Annotated in this window: 15 protein-coding genes; 7 read left to right on the top strand and 8 right to left on the bottom strand. The window is 65.1% G+C overall.

The window, feature by feature from the left end:
* The first annotated feature begins 91 nt into the window (after positions 1 to 91).
* A complete protein-coding gene (locus ACFW0H_RS14530) occupies positions 92 to 1309 on the top strand; it encodes a M24 family metallopeptidase (RefSeq protein ID WP_422914587.1) in 1218 nt (405 codons plus the stop codon).
* Between the two features lie 194 nt (positions 1310 to 1503).
* On the opposite strand, the gene ACFW0H_RS14525 is transcribed toward ACFW0H_RS14530, so the two are convergent.
* The 3 genes from ACFW0H_RS14525 to ACFW0H_RS14515 form a co-directional block, all read right to left on the bottom strand.
* Positions 1504 to 3090: an ABC transporter substrate-binding protein gene (locus ACFW0H_RS14525; protein WP_422914586.1), complete on the bottom strand. Its 1587-nt coding sequence runs from the start codon at positions 3088 to 3090 to the stop codon at positions 1504 to 1506.
* Positions 3091 to 3168: 78 nt separating this feature from the next.
* Positions 3169 to 4770: an ABC transporter substrate-binding protein gene (locus ACFW0H_RS14520; protein ID WP_422914585.1), complete on the bottom strand. Its 1602-nt coding sequence runs from the start codon at positions 4768 to 4770 to the stop codon at positions 3169 to 3171.
* A gap of 212 nt (positions 4771 to 4982) precedes the next feature.
* Positions 4983 to 5699 carry an SIMPL domain-containing protein gene (locus ACFW0H_RS14515; protein WP_422914584.1) on the bottom strand — a complete coding sequence of 239 codons (717 nt, stop codon included), beginning with the start codon at positions 5697 to 5699 and terminating at the stop codon, positions 4983 to 4985.
* A 348-nt stretch (positions 5700 to 6047) separates the two neighbouring features.
* Here ACFW0H_RS14515 and ACFW0H_RS14510 point away from each other — a divergent pair, with 348 nt between their 5' ends.
* The 3 genes from ACFW0H_RS14510 to ACFW0H_RS14500 all read left to right on the top strand — a co-directional run bounded on the left by ACFW0H_RS14510 (position 6048) and on the right by ACFW0H_RS14500 (position 9034).
* Positions 6048 to 7304 carry an ATP-binding protein gene (locus ACFW0H_RS14510; protein WP_422914583.1) on the top strand — a complete coding sequence of 419 codons (1257 nt, stop codon included), beginning with the start codon at positions 6048 to 6050 and terminating at the stop codon, positions 7302 to 7304.
* Positions 7305 to 7328: 24 nt separating this feature from the next.
* Positions 7329 to 7889 carry a response regulator transcription factor gene (locus ACFW0H_RS14505; RefSeq protein WP_422914582.1) on the top strand — a complete coding sequence of 187 codons (561 nt, stop codon included), beginning with the start codon at positions 7329 to 7331 and terminating at the stop codon, positions 7887 to 7889.
* Between the two features lie 203 nt (positions 7890 to 8092).
* Positions 8093 to 9034: an AEC family transporter gene (locus ACFW0H_RS14500; RefSeq protein ID WP_422914581.1), complete on the top strand. Its 942-nt coding sequence runs from the start codon at positions 8093 to 8095 to the stop codon at positions 9032 to 9034.
* Positions 9035 to 9141: 107 nt separating this feature from the next.
* Here ACFW0H_RS14500 and ACFW0H_RS14495 read toward each other — a convergent pair whose 3' ends face one another.
* The 5 genes from ACFW0H_RS14495 to gatC are packed head-to-tail and all read right to left on the bottom strand — an operon-like array spanning position 9142 to position 13190.
* A complete protein-coding gene (locus ACFW0H_RS14495) occupies positions 9142 to 9519 on the bottom strand; it encodes a carboxymuconolactone decarboxylase family protein (RefSeq protein WP_422914580.1) in 378 nt (125 codons plus the stop codon).
* Between the two features lie 13 nt (positions 9520 to 9532).
* On the bottom strand, positions 9533 to 9922 hold the full coding sequence (locus ACFW0H_RS14490; protein WP_422914579.1) for a septal ring lytic transglycosylase RlpA family protein: 390 nt from the start codon (positions 9920 to 9922) through the stop codon (positions 9533 to 9535).
* A gap of 56 nt (positions 9923 to 9978) precedes the next feature.
* Positions 9979 to 11424 carry an Asp-tRNA(Asn)/Glu-tRNA(Gln) amidotransferase subunit GatB gene (gene gatB, locus ACFW0H_RS14485; RefSeq protein ID WP_422914578.1) on the bottom strand — a complete coding sequence of 482 codons (1446 nt, stop codon included), beginning with the start codon at positions 11422 to 11424 and terminating at the stop codon, positions 9979 to 9981.
* A 12-nt stretch (positions 11425 to 11436) separates the two neighbouring features.
* A complete protein-coding gene (gene gatA, locus ACFW0H_RS14480) occupies positions 11437 to 12888 on the bottom strand; it encodes an Asp-tRNA(Asn)/Glu-tRNA(Gln) amidotransferase subunit GatA (protein ID WP_422914577.1) in 1452 nt (483 codons plus the stop codon).
* Between the two features lie 14 nt (positions 12889 to 12902).
* Positions 12903 to 13190, bottom strand: coding sequence for an Asp-tRNA(Asn)/Glu-tRNA(Gln) amidotransferase subunit GatC (gatC, locus tag ACFW0H_RS14475; protein WP_422914576.1), 288 nt, complete (start codon positions 13188 to 13190; stop codon positions 12903 to 12905).
* Positions 13191 to 13408: 218 nt separating this feature from the next.
* Here gatC and mreB point away from each other — a divergent pair, with 218 nt between their 5' ends.
* From mreB to mreD, 3 genes are all read left to right on the top strand, one after another.
* On the top strand, positions 13409 to 14446 hold the full coding sequence (gene mreB, locus ACFW0H_RS14470; protein ID WP_422914575.1) for a rod shape-determining protein MreB: 1038 nt from the start codon (positions 13409 to 13411) through the stop codon (positions 14444 to 14446).
* A gap of 81 nt (positions 14447 to 14527) precedes the next feature.
* Positions 14528 to 15550: a rod shape-determining protein MreC gene (gene mreC / locus ACFW0H_RS14465; protein ID WP_422914713.1), complete on the top strand. Its 1023-nt coding sequence runs from the start codon at positions 14528 to 14530 to the stop codon at positions 15548 to 15550.
* Positions 15550 to 16038, top strand: a complete 489-nt coding sequence (mreD, locus tag ACFW0H_RS14460; protein WP_422914574.1) for a rod shape-determining protein MreD — start codon at positions 15550 to 15552, stop codon at positions 16036 to 16038. Before mreC ends, mreD begins: the two co-directional genes overlap by 1 nt.
* Positions 16039 to 16052: the final 14 nt, after the last annotated feature.

Genomic DNA, 16052 nt, shown 5'->3' with positions numbered 1-16052 from the left:
TTGAAATTTAAGTGCTACTGAAAATTAGCGTTGACGAAGATTTAAGTGATACTTAAATTTCTCGAATCGCAACATCCCTCAGGAGAACAAGATGACAGTGGGAGTGGGTGGCAAGACCCCGGAACAGGCCCTCGCCGGCCTGGCCAGCATGACCGCGGGCGTCGAGCCCATCGGCCTCGACGAATACCAGGCGCGCATCGCCAGGGCCCAGGGCCTGATGCGCGAGCAGGGGATCGCGGCCATCTACCTCAATGCCGGAAGCAACCTGCGCTACTTCACCGGGGTGAAGTGGAGCCCGAGCGAACGCCTGGTCGGCGCCGTGCTGCCTGCCGACGGTCCGCTGGCCTATATCGCGCCGGCCTTCGAGGAAGGCACCATCCGCGACTTCCGTGAGGTGGAAGGGGTTATCCACACCTGGCAGGAACACGAGCGCCCCTATCGGCTGTTGCTGGAGATGCTCGGCGCAATGGGTATCGCGCCGGATGCGGTGGTGGGCCTGTGCCCGTCCCTGGCTTTCTTCATGTTCGACGGCATCCGCAGCCTCGCTTCCGGTTACGACTTCATCAGCGCCGCCTGCGTGATCGATCCCTGCCGCTTCCACAAGTCCGCCACCGAGCTGGCGCTGATGCAGCGCGCCAAGGACATGACCCTGGAAGTGCACAAGGCTGCCGCCAGCATCCTGCGCCAAGGCATCAACACCACGGAGGTGGCCGAGTTCATCCACCAGGCGCACCGCCAGGTGGGCGCGCCGGGTTCCACTTTCTGCATCGTGCTGTTTGGCGAGGCCAGCGCTTTCCCCCACGGGGTGAAGCACGCGCAGGTGCTGAAGGACGGTGACATGGTGCTGATCGATACCGGTTGCCAGCTGTACGGCTACCAATCGGATATCACCCGCAGCTATGTGTTCGGCAAACCCAGCGAGCGCCAGCGTGCCTTCTGGAGTCTGGAGAAGGCGGCACAGCAAGCGGCTTTCGAGGCGGCTCGCCTTGGCGCACCCTGCGGTTCGGTGGACGCCGCCGCCCGCCAATGCCTGGCGGCCGCCGGCCTGGGCCCGGACTACCAGTTGCCCGGCCTGCCGCACCGAACCGGCCACGGCATCGGCCTGGATATCCACGAAGGGCCCTACCTGGTCCGCGGTGACGAGACGCCGCTGGCCGAGGGCATGTGTTTTTCCAACGAGCCAATGATCTGTGTTCCGGGCGAGTTCGGCATTCGCCTGGAGGATCATTTCTACATGACCGCCGAAGGCCCGCGCTGGTTTACCCAGCCGAGCCATTCCATCGACGATCCGTTCGGATTGGAGGCGTAGCGGGCAGGCCTTCGGCCTGCTTTCGCGAATGAATTCGCCGCTACAGGAATAAGCCGGAGTCCGCCCCCGCACAGACAGCCCCCTCTCCCGCTTGCGGGAGAGGGTTGGGGAGAGGGCAACCGTGCACGCTCGGACTCCGAAGGGCAGCCCTGCGGTCTGCTTGGCGAATGAATTCGCCCCTACAGAAGAGCGGCCTACTGCTTCAGCCTCACCCGCGCGAAGTTGTTCGACCCCAGCGGACTCAGCTGGAAACCTTCGATCCCCTTGCGCAGGGCGGCGAACTGCTTGGGGTGCGCCAGGGGAATCCAGGGCGCCTGCTCGTGGAAGATCGCCAGGGCCTGGCGGTAGAGCTCGGCGCGGCGGGCCGGGTCGGTGACGGCGCGGGCCTGGCGGATCAGCTCGTCGAAGGCCTGGTTGCACCAGCCGGCCTGGTTCTCCCCGGATTTCGCCGCGGCACAGGACAGGTTGGGAGTGAGGAAGTTGTCCGGGTCGCCATTGTCCCCGGCCCAGCCCATGAACACCAGGTCGTGTTCGCCCTGCTTGGCGCGCTTGATCAGCTCGCCCCATTCATAGACGCGAATCTCCGCCTGGATGCCGATGGCAGCCAGGTCGGCCTGGAGCATCTGTGCGCCGATGCCCGGGTTGGGGTTGGTCGGCCCACCACCGGGTCGGGTCCAGATGGTCAGCTTGAACCCGTCCTTGTGCCCGGCTTCGGCCAGCAACTGGCGTGCCTTTTGCGGATCCAGGGGCCAGGGCACCAGCTTGTCGTTGAACCCCAGGAGGGTGGCAGGGTAGGGCGCAACCGAGAGGCTGGCGTTGCCTTCGCCATACTGCGCGCGCAGGTAGGCGCGTCTGTCGAAGGCGAGGTTGATGGCCTGGCGCACCCGCAGGTCGTCCAGCGGTGGGTGGCGGGTGTTGATGCCGACATAGGCGACCAGCAGGGAATCCAGTTCGAGGATGTCCAGTGCCGGGTCCTGGCGCAGCGACGCGATATCGGTGGGGCGGGGATAGACCGCCACCTGGCAGGCATTGGCCTTGAGCTGCTGCACGCGCACGTTGGGATCGGGGGTGATGGCGAACAGCAGGCGGTCGATCGCCGGTTTCCCCGCCCAGTAGTCGGGATTGGCGCGGAAGCGGATCTGCGCATCCTTGCGATAGCGTTCGAAGACGAAGGGGCCGGTGCCCACCGGTTCGCGGTTGAGTTGCTCCGGCTTGCCGGCCTTGAGCAACTGGCCGGCGTACTCGGCGGAATAGATCGAGGTGAAGCCCATGGCCAGGTCGGCGAGGAAGGGCGCTTCGGGGTGCTTCAGGACGAAGCGCACGCGGTGCGGGTCAAGCTTCTCGATGCGCTCGATCAACTGCGCGAAGGCCATGGACTCGGCATAGGGGAAGCCGCGCGGCGACAGCGTGTGCCAGGGGTGGTCGGCGTTCAGCTGGCGCTGGAAGCTCCAGAGCACGTCGTCGGCGTTGAACTCGCGGCTGGGGGTGAACCAGGGCGTACTGTGGAACTTCACGCCCTTGCGCAGCTGGAACTGGTAAACCAGTCCGTCATCGCTGATCGTCCAGCTTTCCGCCAGCCCCGGTTGCAACCGGGTGCTGCCGGGAGCGAATTGCACCAGGCGGTCGAAGACGGTTTCGGCCGAGGCATCGGCCGTGGTGGCAGCGGTGTACTGGACGATATCGAAGCCTTCGGGGCTGGCTTCGGTGCAGACCACCAAGGACTGGCTGGCTGCGGCGTAGAGGGGAAGGCAGAGAGCGAGGGACAGCAGGCTTCGACGCATCGGGCTTCCTTGAAACGGCGATTTCCGGTTGAGCAGGTAGGGTGGGCAAGCGGGGCCGGGAGGCCCCGCTGTAACGGCTTACTTGCCGATGCTCACGCCATAGAAGGAGTTGAGGCCGAACGGGCTGATCTTGTAATCCTGCACGTTCTTGCGCATCGGCTGGTAGACGGTGGAGTGGGCAATCGGGGTGATCGGGACTGCAGCTTTCAGGAGGTGTTGGGCCTCTTTGTACAGCTCGGTGCGCTTGGCCTGATCGGTGGTGCGTTTGGCCTCTTTTATCAGTTTGTCGTAGCTGGCGTCGCACCACTTGGAGAAGTTGTTGCCGTCTACCGCGTCGCAGCCGTAGAGGGTGCCGAGCCAGTTGTCCGGGTCACCATTGTCGCCGCTCCAGCCGATCAGCATGGTGTCGTGTTCGCCGGCCTTCGCGCGCTTGAGGTATTCGCCCCATTCGTAGGTGACGATCTTCGCCTTGATACCCACCTTGGCCCAGTCGGACTGCAGCATCTCGGCCATCAGCTTGGCGTTGGGGTTGTAGGGGCGCTGCACCGGCATGGCCCAGAGGGTGATTTCGGTGCCTTCCTTGACGCCGGCGGCCTTCAGCAACTCCTTGGCTTTTTCCGGGTTGTAGGGGGTGTCCTTGATGGTCTCGTCATAGGACCACTGGGTCGGCGGCATGCCGTTCACCGCCAGCTGGCCGGCGCTCTGGTAGACCGCGTCGATGATGGCTTTCTTGTTCACCGCCATGTCCAGGGCCTGACGCACTTCCAGCTTGTCCAACGGCTGGTGCCGGACGTTGTAGGCGATATAGCCATCATTGAAGCCCGGCTGCGATGGCATCTTCAGGTTTGGGTCCTTCCTCAGCGATTCCAGATCGGCCGGGCGTGGGAAGAGGGTGATCTGGCATTCATTGGCCTTGAGCTTCTGCATGCGCACCGAAGCATCGGTGCTGATGGAGAAGATCAGGTTGTCGACCTTCACGTCCTCGGGTTTCCAGTAGTCCTTGTTGCCGGTGAAGCGAATCTGCGCGTCCTTCTGGTAGCGCTTGAAGACGAAGGGGCCGGTGCCCACGGGCTTCTGGTTGATGTCGGCGGCCTTGCCTTGTTTCAGCAGTTGGTCGGCATATTCGGCGGACTGGATGGAGGCGAAGCTCATCGCCAGGTTCTGGATGAAGGCGGCGTCGACATTGGCCAGCGTGAACTTGACGGTCTGGTCGTCGAGCTTCTCCACCTTGGTGATGTTGGCGTCCATGCCCATGTCGGTGAAGTAGGGGAATTCGGTGGGGTAGGCCTTACGGAAGGGGTGGTCCTTGTCGAGCATGCGCTGGAAGGTGAAGAGCACGTCGTCGGCGTTGAATTCGCGGGTCGGCTTGAAGTAGTCGGTGGTGTGGAACTTCACGCCCTTGCGCAGGTGGAAGGTGTAGCTGAGGCCGTCGGGGGAAATGTCCCACTTCTCGGCCAGGCCCGGGATCACCGCGGTGCCGCCGCGTTCGAACTGGGTCAGGCGGTTGAAAATGGTTTCCGCGGAAGCATCGAAATCGGTGCCGGTGGTGTATTGGCCCGGGTCGAAGCCGGCGGGGCTGCCCTCGGAGCAGAACACCAGGTTGCTGGCGGCGCTGGCAAAGGGCGCGCTGGCGATCAGCCCTGCCGCGAGAAGTGCCTGGATGACGGCGTTTTTACGCATGTTGACCTCATGTTTGTTTTGTTTGTCATTGTGAGGGACCCGTTGTCGGGGACTTGCGCGAAGCCATGCAGGGCATATGCCCGACGCAACAGCTCGATAGGAATAAGTGTAGTAGGTGGAATAAAGCTGTAAGGGTGTGCCGCGATCCGGCACATCGCGACCGGGGCAGGGAACAGGGCGCCGCGCCGTTGCAGAGCGGCGCCCGAGCGGGATCAGGGCATCTGCACTTCGATGGTGCCGTCAGCGCTGACGCTGACGCGGCTGGTGCCGGCTTCGATTTCCGGCACGGCGGCGGCATCGGCATAACCCTTGGCGGCCATGGCGCGCATCATGATCGGTTGCGGCGGCTGGAAGCCGGCGCTGTTCAGGTTCAGGTTGACCAGCTTGTAGCTCTTGCCGCCGAGGGCGTCAGTGGCCAGCTGCGCGCGGGCCTTGAAGGCGTCCACGGCCTGCTTGAGCAGATCGTCCTCGTGGGTCTTGCGGGTCTTTTCGGCGATGCTGAAGTTCATCCCGGCCATCTTCAGCTCTCCCAGCAGGTCGACGCTGAGCTGGGAGAGGGTGGCGAAGTCGGCGCTTTCCAGGCGCAGTTCGCCGCGCTCGCGCCAGGCGGTGATCTTCTGGCCTTTCTCGTCATACACCGGGTAGCTGTTGCGGCTGCCCAGGCTGACGGTGACGCCCTTGGCCTTGCGTGCTTTCTGCACGGCGCTGTTGAGCGCGCGGGTGATCTCGTCGGCCAGCTTGGCCGGGTCGGGATTCTGCGACTCGCTGTAGAGGGTGACGTGCATCAGATCGTGGGTCACTTCCTGGCTGACCTCGGCGCGCACCGCCACCTGGTTGTAGTGGACTTCGTCCGCGGCCTGGGCCGCAAGGCTGCCGAGGCTGGCGGCGCAGAGGGCGAGGGTGGCGGCGAGGCGGGTGAACTTGGGCATGACAACTCCTTGTGGGACAGGCATCCGCGCGGATTGCGCGATCATTCCCTGTGTTGGACGAGGGTAAACGGCCATTCGGGTTAACCGGGGCAATTGACCGGATTTCGGGACGGATGTTCCAGACGGCGCTGGCGGTTTAGTGACCTTGTAGGGGCGAATTCATTCGCCAAGCAGACTGCAGGTCTGCCCAGCGAGGTCGGAGGGGCAGCTGCGCCGCCCTTGGCGAATGAATTCGCCCCTACAGACATGCCATGCCCGCCTCCGGTGCAGATCCACTGCGGCGAGTTGCCGCACAGGAGCGGGCCGATACCGGCCTTGGTTATACTCCGCCGATTCCAGGGAGTGACCATGCTCGAACCCGTACAACTGCTCTCCGGTAGCCGCCAGAACCTGCTGCGGCTGACCCTGATCCGCATCCTCGTCCTCGCCGCCCAGGCCGGCTCGGTGGGCCTTGCCTACAAGGCCCAACTGCTGCCTCTGCCCTGGCTCGCCCTGAGCATTACGCTCGGCGTGTCGCTGGTGCTTTGCCTGGCCACCGCGGCGCGGCTGCGCGGCCCCTGGCCGGTGACCGAGCTGGAGTACTCGGTCCAGTTGGGCTTCGACCTGATCATCCACAGCGTGCTGCTGTACTTCTCCGGGGGGTCCACCAACCCCTTCGTGTCCTATTACCTGGTGCCGCTGACCATCGCCGCGGCGACCCTGCCCTGGCTCTACACCATCACCCTGGCAGGCCTGGCGCTGGCGGCCTACACCCTGCTGCTGGTGCTCTTCCACCCGTTGGAAATGCCTACCGGCCAGCGCGAATCACTGCTGATCTACGGCATGTGGCTGAGCTTCGCCCTGGCGGCGGCGCTGATCACCTTCTTCGTCGCGCGCATGGCCGAGGAGCTGCGGCGCCAGGACCAATTGCAAGCGGTGCGACGGGAGGAAAGCATGCGCGACCAGCAACTGCTGGCCGTGGCCACCCAGGCCGCCGGCGCCGCCCACGAACTGGGCACGCCCCTGGCGACCATGAGCGTGCTGCTCAAGGAGCTGCGCCAGGAGTACGGTGACAAGCCGGGCCTGCAGGATGACCTCGCCCTGCTCCAGGAGCAGGTGATGCTCTGCAAGGACACGCTGCAGCAGCTGGTGCGTGCCGCCGAGGCGGATCGTCGACAGGCGGTCGTGGAGCAGTCGGTGATCGAGTGGCTGGAAGTCACCCTCAACCGCTGGCACCTGATGCGCCCGGAAGCCACCTACCGCTACCAGTGCATGGGCCTTGGCGTGGCGCCGCGAATCAAACCCCCGGCAGACCTGACCCAGGCCCTGCTGAATCTGCTCAACAACGCTGCCGACGCCTGCCCGGAAAAGCTCGACATCCGCGTCAACTGGGACCACCAGTGGATGGTGCTGACCATCCGCGACCATGGCGCCGGCGTGCCGCTGGCCATCGCCGAACAGCTGGGCCGGCCCTTCTTCACCACCAAGGGCAAGGGGTTCGGCCTCGGCCTGTTCCTGAGCCAGGCCAGCGTCACCCGTGCCGGCGGTACGGTTAAACTCTATAACCATGAAGAAGGCGGCACCTTGACCGAGTTGCGCCTGCCGCGTGCCTACGGCGTCGCCTGAATGCCTTGACGAAGAGGAAGCGAGATGACTGACGAACCCCTGATCGAAGGCGAAGAACAGCCCCACCTGCTGCTGGTGGATGACGACGCCACCTTCACCCGCGTCATGGCGCGGGCGATGTCGCGTCGCGGTTTGCGGGTCTCGGTTGCCGGCTCCGCCGAGGAAGGCCTGCAGATGGCCAAGGACGACCTGCCGGACTACGCCGTGCTGGACCTGAAGATGGACGGCGATTCCGGGTTGGTGCTGCTGCCCAAGCTGCTGGAACTGGACGCCGAAATGCGCGTGGTGATCCTCACCGGCTATTCGAGCATCGCCACCGCGGTGGAGGCCATCAAGCGCGGCGCCACCAACTACCTGTGCAAGCCGGCCGACGCCGACGACGTCCTCACCGCGCTGCTCTCCGAGCACGCCGACCTGGACAGCCTGGTGCCGGAAAACCCCATGTCGGTGGATCGCCTGCAGTGGGAGCACATCCAGCGGGTGCTGGCCGAGCACGATGGCAACATTTCCGCGACCGCCCGTGCCCTGGGCATGCACCGCCGCACCTTGCAGCGCAAGTTGCAGAAGCGCCCCGTGCGCCGCTGATTCCGGTCCGGCCGGCTTTGTTCTTGTAGGGGCGAATTCATTCGCCAAGGGACACGCAGTGTCCCCCTGCAAGCCGGCGGGGCAGTCCTTCGGCCTGCTTGGCGAATGAATTCGCCCCTACAAAGTTGAAAGACCCGCGAAAGGCTTTTCCCCGCCGCCCTTGGTATCCTTAGCCGCCTAACTATCCCGTGCCAAGGTTGCCCATGCTCGCCGTCGTCCAGCAGACTCTCAGCATCACCGCCCCGGTGTTCTCCATGCTGTTCGTTGGCGTGGCCCTCAAGCGCCTGGGCTGGATAGACGCAGCCTTCATCAACACGGCATCGTCCCTGGTGTTCAAGGGCACGATGCCCACCCTGCTGTTCCTCGGCATCGTCCAGGCAGACCTTCGCACGGCGTTGCAGCCGGCGCTGATCGGCTACTTCGTGGCGGCGACCCTGGTGTGCTTCCTGATCGGCTGGGGCTGGGCCATCCTGCGCTGCCCGGTGGCGGATCGCGGCATCTACGCCCAGGGTGCCTTCCGCGGCAACAACGGCATCGTCGGCCTGGCGCTGGCCACCAGCATGTATGGCGATTACGGCCTGTCGGTGGGCGGCATTCTCGGCGGAGTGGTGATCCTCAGCTACAACACCCTCTCGGCCATCGTTCTGGCGATCTACAGCCCGAACGCCAAGAGCGATCCCCTGAGCCTGGCCAAGAGCATCTTCAGCAACCCGCTGATCATCGGCGTGCTGGCCGCCATTCCGTTCGCCTATTGGCAGTTGCCGCTGCCCGCCTGGCTGATCACCTCGGGCGAGTACTTCGCCCAGATGACCCTGCCGCTGGCGCTGATCTGCATCGGCGGCACCCTGTCGCTGGCGTCCTTGCGTTCAAGCGGCAAGGTCGCCATCAGCGCCAGTTTGATGAAGATGGTCTGGCTGCCGATCCTGGCTACCTTCGGCGCCTGGCTTTGCGGTTTCCGCAATGCCGAGCTGGCAATCCTCTTTCTCTACTTCGGCAGCCCCACCGCAGCGGCCAGTTTTGTGATGGCCCGCGCGGTGAACGGTAACCACGAGCTGGCGGCGGCGATCATCGTGGTCACCACCCTGGCGGCGGTGATCACGACCAATATTGGGCTGTTCCTGTTGCAGTGGGCCGGCGTGATCTGAGGCCCACCCGGGCAGGGCAATGAGCGGTAGGGTGGGCTTCAGCCCACGCTGTTTTCGGGGGGGCGCCGGGGTAGGTTGGTGGGCTAAAGCCCACCCTACGAGGAATGTCAGGCCTTCTGGTAGTCGTCGATGACTTCCTGGGCGGCGCGGAAGGCATCGATGGCGGCGGGGACTCCGGCGTAGACGGCGCAGTGCAGCAGCGCTTCGCGGATTTCTTCCACCGTGCAGCCATTGTTCAGCGCGCCGCGTACATGGCCTTTCAGCTCCTGCGGGCACTTCAGGGCGGTGAGGGCGGCCAGGGTGATCAGGCTGCGGGTCTTGCGCGGCAGGCCCTCGCGATTCCACACGCCGCCCCAGGCGTGCTCGTTGACGAAGTCCTGCAGCGGCTGGGTGAACTCGGTGGCATTGCCCATGGCGCGGTCGACGAAGGCGTCGCCCATGACTTCACGGCGCACCTGCAGGCCGGATATGCGTTCGTCGCTCATTGTGATTCTCCAGTCAGTCGATCGATTCCACCCGTACCGGCGCCACGCCGGCACGCAGCATGCCCAGCTGTTCGGCGGCCTTGCGCGACAAATCGATGATGCGGCCGCGGGTATGGGGGCCGCGGTCGTTGATGCGCACCACCACCGAGCGGTCGTTGTTCAGGTTGGTCACCTTCACCCGGGTGCCGAAGGGCAGGGTGCGGTGGGCGGCGGTCAGGGCGTTGGCGTTGAAGCGCTCGCCGCTGGCGGTGCGTTTGCCGTGGTGCTTGGCGCCGTAGTAGGACGCCTTGCCTTCGGCGCGATAGCCGTGGCCGGTTTCGCCACTTCCGCCCCCGAAGGGACTGGTGCTGCAGCCGGCCAGGAGCAGGGCCAGCAGCGGGAGCCAGAACAGGGTTCGAAACATGTCGAGGGTCTCGGACAAGAAAACGCCGGGCAAGCCCGGCGTTCTGAGTGGGTATTTCAGCCTTCGAGCTTCTTCTTCAGCAATTCGTTCACCTGGCCGGGGTTGGCCTTGCCCTTGGAAGCCTTCATCGCCTGGCCGACGAAGAAGCCGAACATCTTGGCGCGCTTGGCTTCGTCGCTGGCGCGGTACTGTTCGACCTGGGCGGCATTGGCGGCCAGCACTTCGTCGAGCATCGTCTCGATGGCGCCGGTGTCGGTGACCTGCTTGAGCCCCTTCTTCTCGATGATCTCGTCGGCGGAACCTTCACCGGCGGCCATGGCCTCGAAGACCATCTTGGCGATCTTGCCGGAGATGGTGTTGTCCTTGATGCGCAGGATCATGCCGCCCAGTTGCTCGGCGGAAACCGGAGACTGGTCGATTTCCAGGCCTTCCTTGTTGAGCAGGCTGGACAGTTCGACCATCACCCAGTTGGCGGCCAGCTTGGCGTCGCCGCAGACCTTCTGCACGGCCTCGAAGTAGTCCGCCATCTCGCGGCTGGCGGAGAGCACGCTGGCGTCGTAGGTGGACAGGCCGAACTCGCTCTGGAAGCGCTCGCGCTTCTCGGTCGGCAGCTCCGGCAGGCCGGCACGCACTTCGTCGAGGAAGCTCTGCTCGATCACCACCGGCAGCAGGTCGGGGCAGGGGAAGTAACGGTAGTCGTTGGCTTCTTCCTTGCTCCGCATGGAGCGGGTCTCGTCCTTGTTCGGGTCGTACAGGCGGGTTTCCTGGACGACCTTGCCACCGTCCTCGATCAGCTCGATCTGGCGCTGGACCTCGTGGTTGATGGCCTTCTCGATGAAGCGGAAGGAGTTGACGTTCTTGATCTCGGCGCGGGTGCCGAACTCGGCCTGGCCCTTGGGGCGAACCGAGACGTTACAGTCGCAGCGCAGCGAGCCTTCGGCCATGTTGCCGTCGCAGATGCCGAGGTAGCGCACCAGGGCGTGGATGGCCTTGACGTAGGCCACGGCTTCCTTGGCGCTGCGGATGTCCGGCTCGGAAACGATTTCCAGCAGCGGGGTGCCGGCGCGGTTCAGGTCGATGCCGCTCATGCCGTGGAAGTCTTCGTGCAGGCTCTTGCCGGCGTCCTCTTCCAGGTGCGCGCGGGTGATGCCGATGCGCTTGACGGTGCCGTCTTCCAGGGTGATGTCCAGATGGCCCTTGCCGACGATCGGCTTCTCGTACTGGCTGGTCTGGTAGCCCTTGGGCAGGTCCGGGTAGAAGTAGTTCTTGCGGGCGAAGACGTTCTTGTCGGCGATCTCGGCGTCGATGGCCAGGCCGAACTTGCAGGCCATGCGCACGGCTTCCGCGTTCAGCACCGGCAGGGTGCCGGGCATGCCGAGGTCAACCAGGCTGGCCTGGGTGTTGGGCTCGGCGCCGAAGGTGGTGGCGCTGCCGGAGAAGATCTTCGATTGGGTGCTGAGCTGTGCGTGGATTTCCAGCCCGATCACTGTTTCCCATTGCATCTTTGTCTTTCCTCAGAATCCGGCCGGGGCGCGAGTGTGCCAGTCGGTCGCCTGCTGGTACTGGTGGGCGACGTTGAGCAGGCGGCCTTCCTGGAAGTAGGGAGCCAGCAGCTGGACGCCGACCGGCAGGCCATCGACGAAGCCGGCGGGCATGGAGAGGCCCGGCAGGCCCGCCAGGTTGGCGGTGATGGTGTAGATGTCTTCCAGGTACTGGGCGACCGGGTCGTTGTTCTTCTCGCCGAGCTTCCAGGCCGGGTTCGGCGTGGTCGGGCCGAGGATCACGTCGACTTCGCCGAAGGCGGCCATGAAGTCGTTCTTGATCAGGCGGCGGATCTTCTGCGCCTTCAGGTAGTAGGCGTCGTAGTAGCCGGCGGACAGGGCGTAGGTGCCGACCATGATGCGGCGCTTCACCTCGGTGCCGAAGCCTTCGGCGCGGGAGCGCTTGTACAGGTCTTCCAGGTTCTGCGGGTTCTCGCAGCGGTAGCCGAAGCGCACGCCGTCGAAACGCGACAGGTTGGAGGAGGCTTCCGCTGGGGCGATCACGTAGTAGGCGGGAATCGCGTGCTGCATGTTCGGCAGGCTGACTTCCTTGACGGTGGCGCCCAGCTTTTTCAGCTCCTCGACCACGGCCAGCACGGCGTCGGCGATGCGCGAATCCAGGCCGGCGCCGAAGTACTCCTTCGGCAGGCCGATGCGCAGGCCGGCCAGCGGCTGGGCCAGGGCGGCGAGGTAGTCATCCACGGGCGCATCGACGCTGGTGGAATCCTTCGGATCGAAGCCGGCGATGGCGCCCAGCAACAGTGCGCAGTCCTCGGCGGTGCGGGCCAGCGGGCCGCCCTGGTCGAGGCTGGAGGCGTAGGCGATCATGCCCCAGCGGGATACCCGGCCGTAGGTGGGCTTGATGCCGGTGAGGTTGGTGAAGGCGGCCGGCTGGCGGATCGAGCCGCCGGTGTCGGTGCCGGTGGCCGCGGGCACCAGGCGCGCGGCGACGGCCGCGGCGGAACCGCCGGAGGAACCGCCGGGCACGCGGTCCAGGGCCCAGGGGTTCTTCACCGCGCCATAGTGGCTGGATTCGTTGGAGGAGCCCATGGCGAACTCGTCCATGTTCAGCTTGCCGAGGCTGACCGCGCCGGCGGCCTTGAGGCGGGCGACCACGGTGGCGTCGTAGGGAGCCTTGAAGCCGCTGAGGATCTTCGAGCCACAGCTGGTCAGCACGCCTTCGGTGCAGAACAGGTCCTTGTGGGCGATGGGGGCGCCGAGCAGGGCGCCCTGCTCACCCGCGGCACGCCGTGCGTCGGCTGCCCGGGCCTGGTCGATGGCCGGTTCGTCGGTGATGCTGATAAAGCTGTTCAATTGCGGATCGAGCTGGTGGATGCGTGCCAGCAGGCCGCGGGTCAGCTCTTCGGCGGAGAATTCCTTGGCGGCGAGGCTTCGGGCGATCTCGGCGAGGGTCAGTTGATGCATGGGAAACCCTTTCCTTATTCGATGACTTTGGGCACGAGGTACAGGCCGTTCTCGACGGCCGGCGCGATGGCCTGGTAGGCGTCGCGATGGTTTTCCTCGGAAACGCGATCGGCGCGCAGGCGCTGGGTGGCGTCCAGGGGGTGGGCCATGGGCTCGATGCCGTCGGTGTCCACGGCCTGCATGGCGTCGATCAGGCCGAGGATGTTGTTAAGGGTTTCGGTAGTACGCGGGATATCGGCCTCGTTCAGCCCCAGTCGGGCGAGATGGGCGATTTTTTCCACGTCGGAGCGTTCAAGCGCCATCGGGGGTCTCCAACTAGAAGCGGCCTGCGTGGGCAGTCGACCGTGCGGGAATAGAGCGGGGAACGGTGCTGCGAACGGGCGGTCAAAGGCCGCGATGATGGGCCTTGATGGCCCGGAAAAACAGGCAATTTAACATATCGGCGCCTTGCCCAAAATCCCCGTCATTGTTAGAGTTTGCCGCACTTTTTTACCCACGCGTTGCCTAGGGTCCCTCTCCCATGTTCAAGAAACTGCGTGGCATGTTTTCCAGCGATCTGTCGATCGACCTGGGCACTGCCAATACCCTTATTTACGTGCGCGAGCGCGGTATCGTCCTCAACGAGCCCTCCGTGGTCGCCATTCGTAACCACGGCAACCAGAAAAGCGTCGTGGCCGTGGGTACCGAGGCCAAGCGCATGCTGGGCCGTACTCCAGGCAACATTTCCGCCATTCGTCCGATGAAGGACGGTGTGATCGCCGATTTCAGCGTCTGCGAGAAGATGCTGCAGTACTTCATCAACAAGGTGCACGAGAACAGCTTCCTGCAGCCGAGCCCGCGCGTGCTGATCTGCGTGCCCTGCAAGTCCACCCAGGTGGAACGCCGTGCCATCCGTGAATCCGCCCTGGGCGCCGGCGCCCGTGAAGTGTTCCTGATCGAGGAACCCATGGCTGCCGCCATCGGCGCCGGCCTGCCGGTGGAAGAGGCCCGCGGCTCCATGGTCGTGGACATCGGCGGCGGCACCACCGAAATCGCCCTGATTTCCCTGAACGGCGTGGTCTACGCCGAATCCGTACGCGTTGGCGGCGACCGCTTCGACGAGTCCATCGTCACCTACGTGCGCCGCAACTACGGCAGCCTGATCGGCGAATCCACCGCCGAGCGCATCAAGCAGGAAATCGGCAACGCCTATCCGGGCGGCGAAGTCCGTGAGATTGACGTTCGTGGCCGCAACCTGGCCGAAGGCGTGCCGCGCAGCTTCACCCTGAACTCCAATGAAGTGCTCGAAGCCCTGCAGGAGTCGCTTTCGACCATCGTCCAGGCTGTCAAGAGCGCCCTGGAACAGTCGCCGCCGGAACTGGCGTCCGACATCGCCGAGCGCGGCCTGGTGCTGACCGGTGGTGGTGCGCTGCTGCGCGACCTGGACAAGCTGCTGGCCCAGGAAACCGGTCTGCCGGTGATCGTCGCCGAAGATCCTCTGACCTGTGTCGCCCGTGGTGGTGGCCGTGCCCTGGAGATGATGGACCGTCACGCGATGGATCTGCTCTCCACCGAGTGAGGTTGGAGAGCGTCGCAGCCATAGGAGCGGGCCATCAAGCCGTTATTTACCAAGGGACCCTCGCTCGGCGTGCGCATGCTGGTGTTCGCCGTGCTGTCGGCTGCGCTGATGGTGGTCGACGCCCGTTTCGACACCTTGAAGCCGATGCGCAGCCAGATGGGCCTGGTCCTCACGCCCTTCTACTGGCTGGCTGACCTGCCGGTGCGCGCCTGGGACGGCGTCAGCGACCAGTTCACCAGCCGCAGCACCCTGATCGCCGAGAACGAGAAGCTCAAGGCCGAAGCCCTGCTGATGCAGCGCCGCCTGCAGAAACTGGCGACCCTCACCGAGCAGAACGTGCGCCTGCGCGAGCTGCTCAACTCCTCGGCCCTGGTGGACGAGAAGGTGCTGGTGGGCGAGCTGATCGGCGTTGATCCCAACCCCTTTACCCACCGCATCCTGATCGACAAGGGCGAAAAGGACGGCGTATTCCTCGGCCAGCCGGTACTGGATGCCCGCGGCCTGATGGGCCAGGTGGTGGAGGTGATGCCTTACACCGCCCGTGTCCTGCTGCTGACCGATACCACCCACAGCATTCCGGTGCAGGTGAACCGCAACGGCCTGCGCGCCATTGCCAGCGGTACCGGCAACCCCGAGCGCCTCGAGCTGCGCCACGTGGCCGATACCGCCGACATCAAGGAAGGCGACCTGCTGGTCAGCTCCGGCATGGGCCAGCGCTTCCCGGCCGGTTATCCGGTGGCGACGGTCAAGGAAGTCATTCACGACTCCGGCCAGCCGTTCGCCATCGTCCGCGCGGTGCCCACCGCCGCGCTGAACCGTAGCCGTTACATGTTGCTGGTGTTCACTGACTCCCGCAGTCCCGAAGAGCGCGCCAACGACGCCGCCAAGGCCCAGGAAGCCGCCGACCGCGAAGCCGCGGCGCAACCCCAGGGCAGCGCGCCGGCCGCCGCCGGCCAGGCCGTGCCTGCCGCCAACGCGGCGGCAGCTCCCGCAGCTCCCGCAGCTCCCGCCGCTCCCGCCGCTCCGGCCAGCGCACCCGCGGCGCCCACCCAGGCCGCGCCAGCCAAGCCGCCGGCGGCGCAGAACAGCCAGGAGAACCACTGATGGTCGGTCAGCGCTCCAACAATGGCTGGGTCATCTGGCTCAGCCTGATCCTGGGCCTGGTGCTCAGCGTCGGGCCATTGCCGAGCTTCATGGAAATCGGTCGGCCGCTCTGGCTGGCGCTGTTCCTCACCTACTGGACCCTTGCGCTGCCGCACCGGGTCGGCATGACCACGGCCTGGGTCCTGGGCCTGGCGGAAGATGTGCTCTATGGCAGCCTCCTCGGACAGAACGCGTTGATTCTCGCCCTGATCACTTTCCTGGTGCTGACCCTGCACCAGCGCCTGCGCATGTTTCCCATGTGGCAGCAGTGTCTGGTGCTGCTCGTAGTTTTCGGTCTGGCCCAGCTGGTGCAGCTGTGGCTCAATGCCCTCACCGGTAATCGTCCCCCGACCCTGGTCTTCCTGCTGCCCGCGCTGGTCAGCGCGCTGCTCTGGCCCTGGGTGTATGCCGCCTTGCGCGGCACGAGTCGCCGCCTCAACGTCAACTGATCGGCTTGCGGCCA

It is taken from the genome of Metapseudomonas cellulosilytica, from assembly GCF_049334135.1.
Classification (GTDB): domain Bacteria; phylum Pseudomonadota; class Gammaproteobacteria; order Pseudomonadales; family Pseudomonadaceae; genus Metapseudomonas.
The sequence above is the reverse complement of the archived record's forward strand: the minus strand, read 5'-3'. Positions and strand labels throughout refer to the sequence as shown.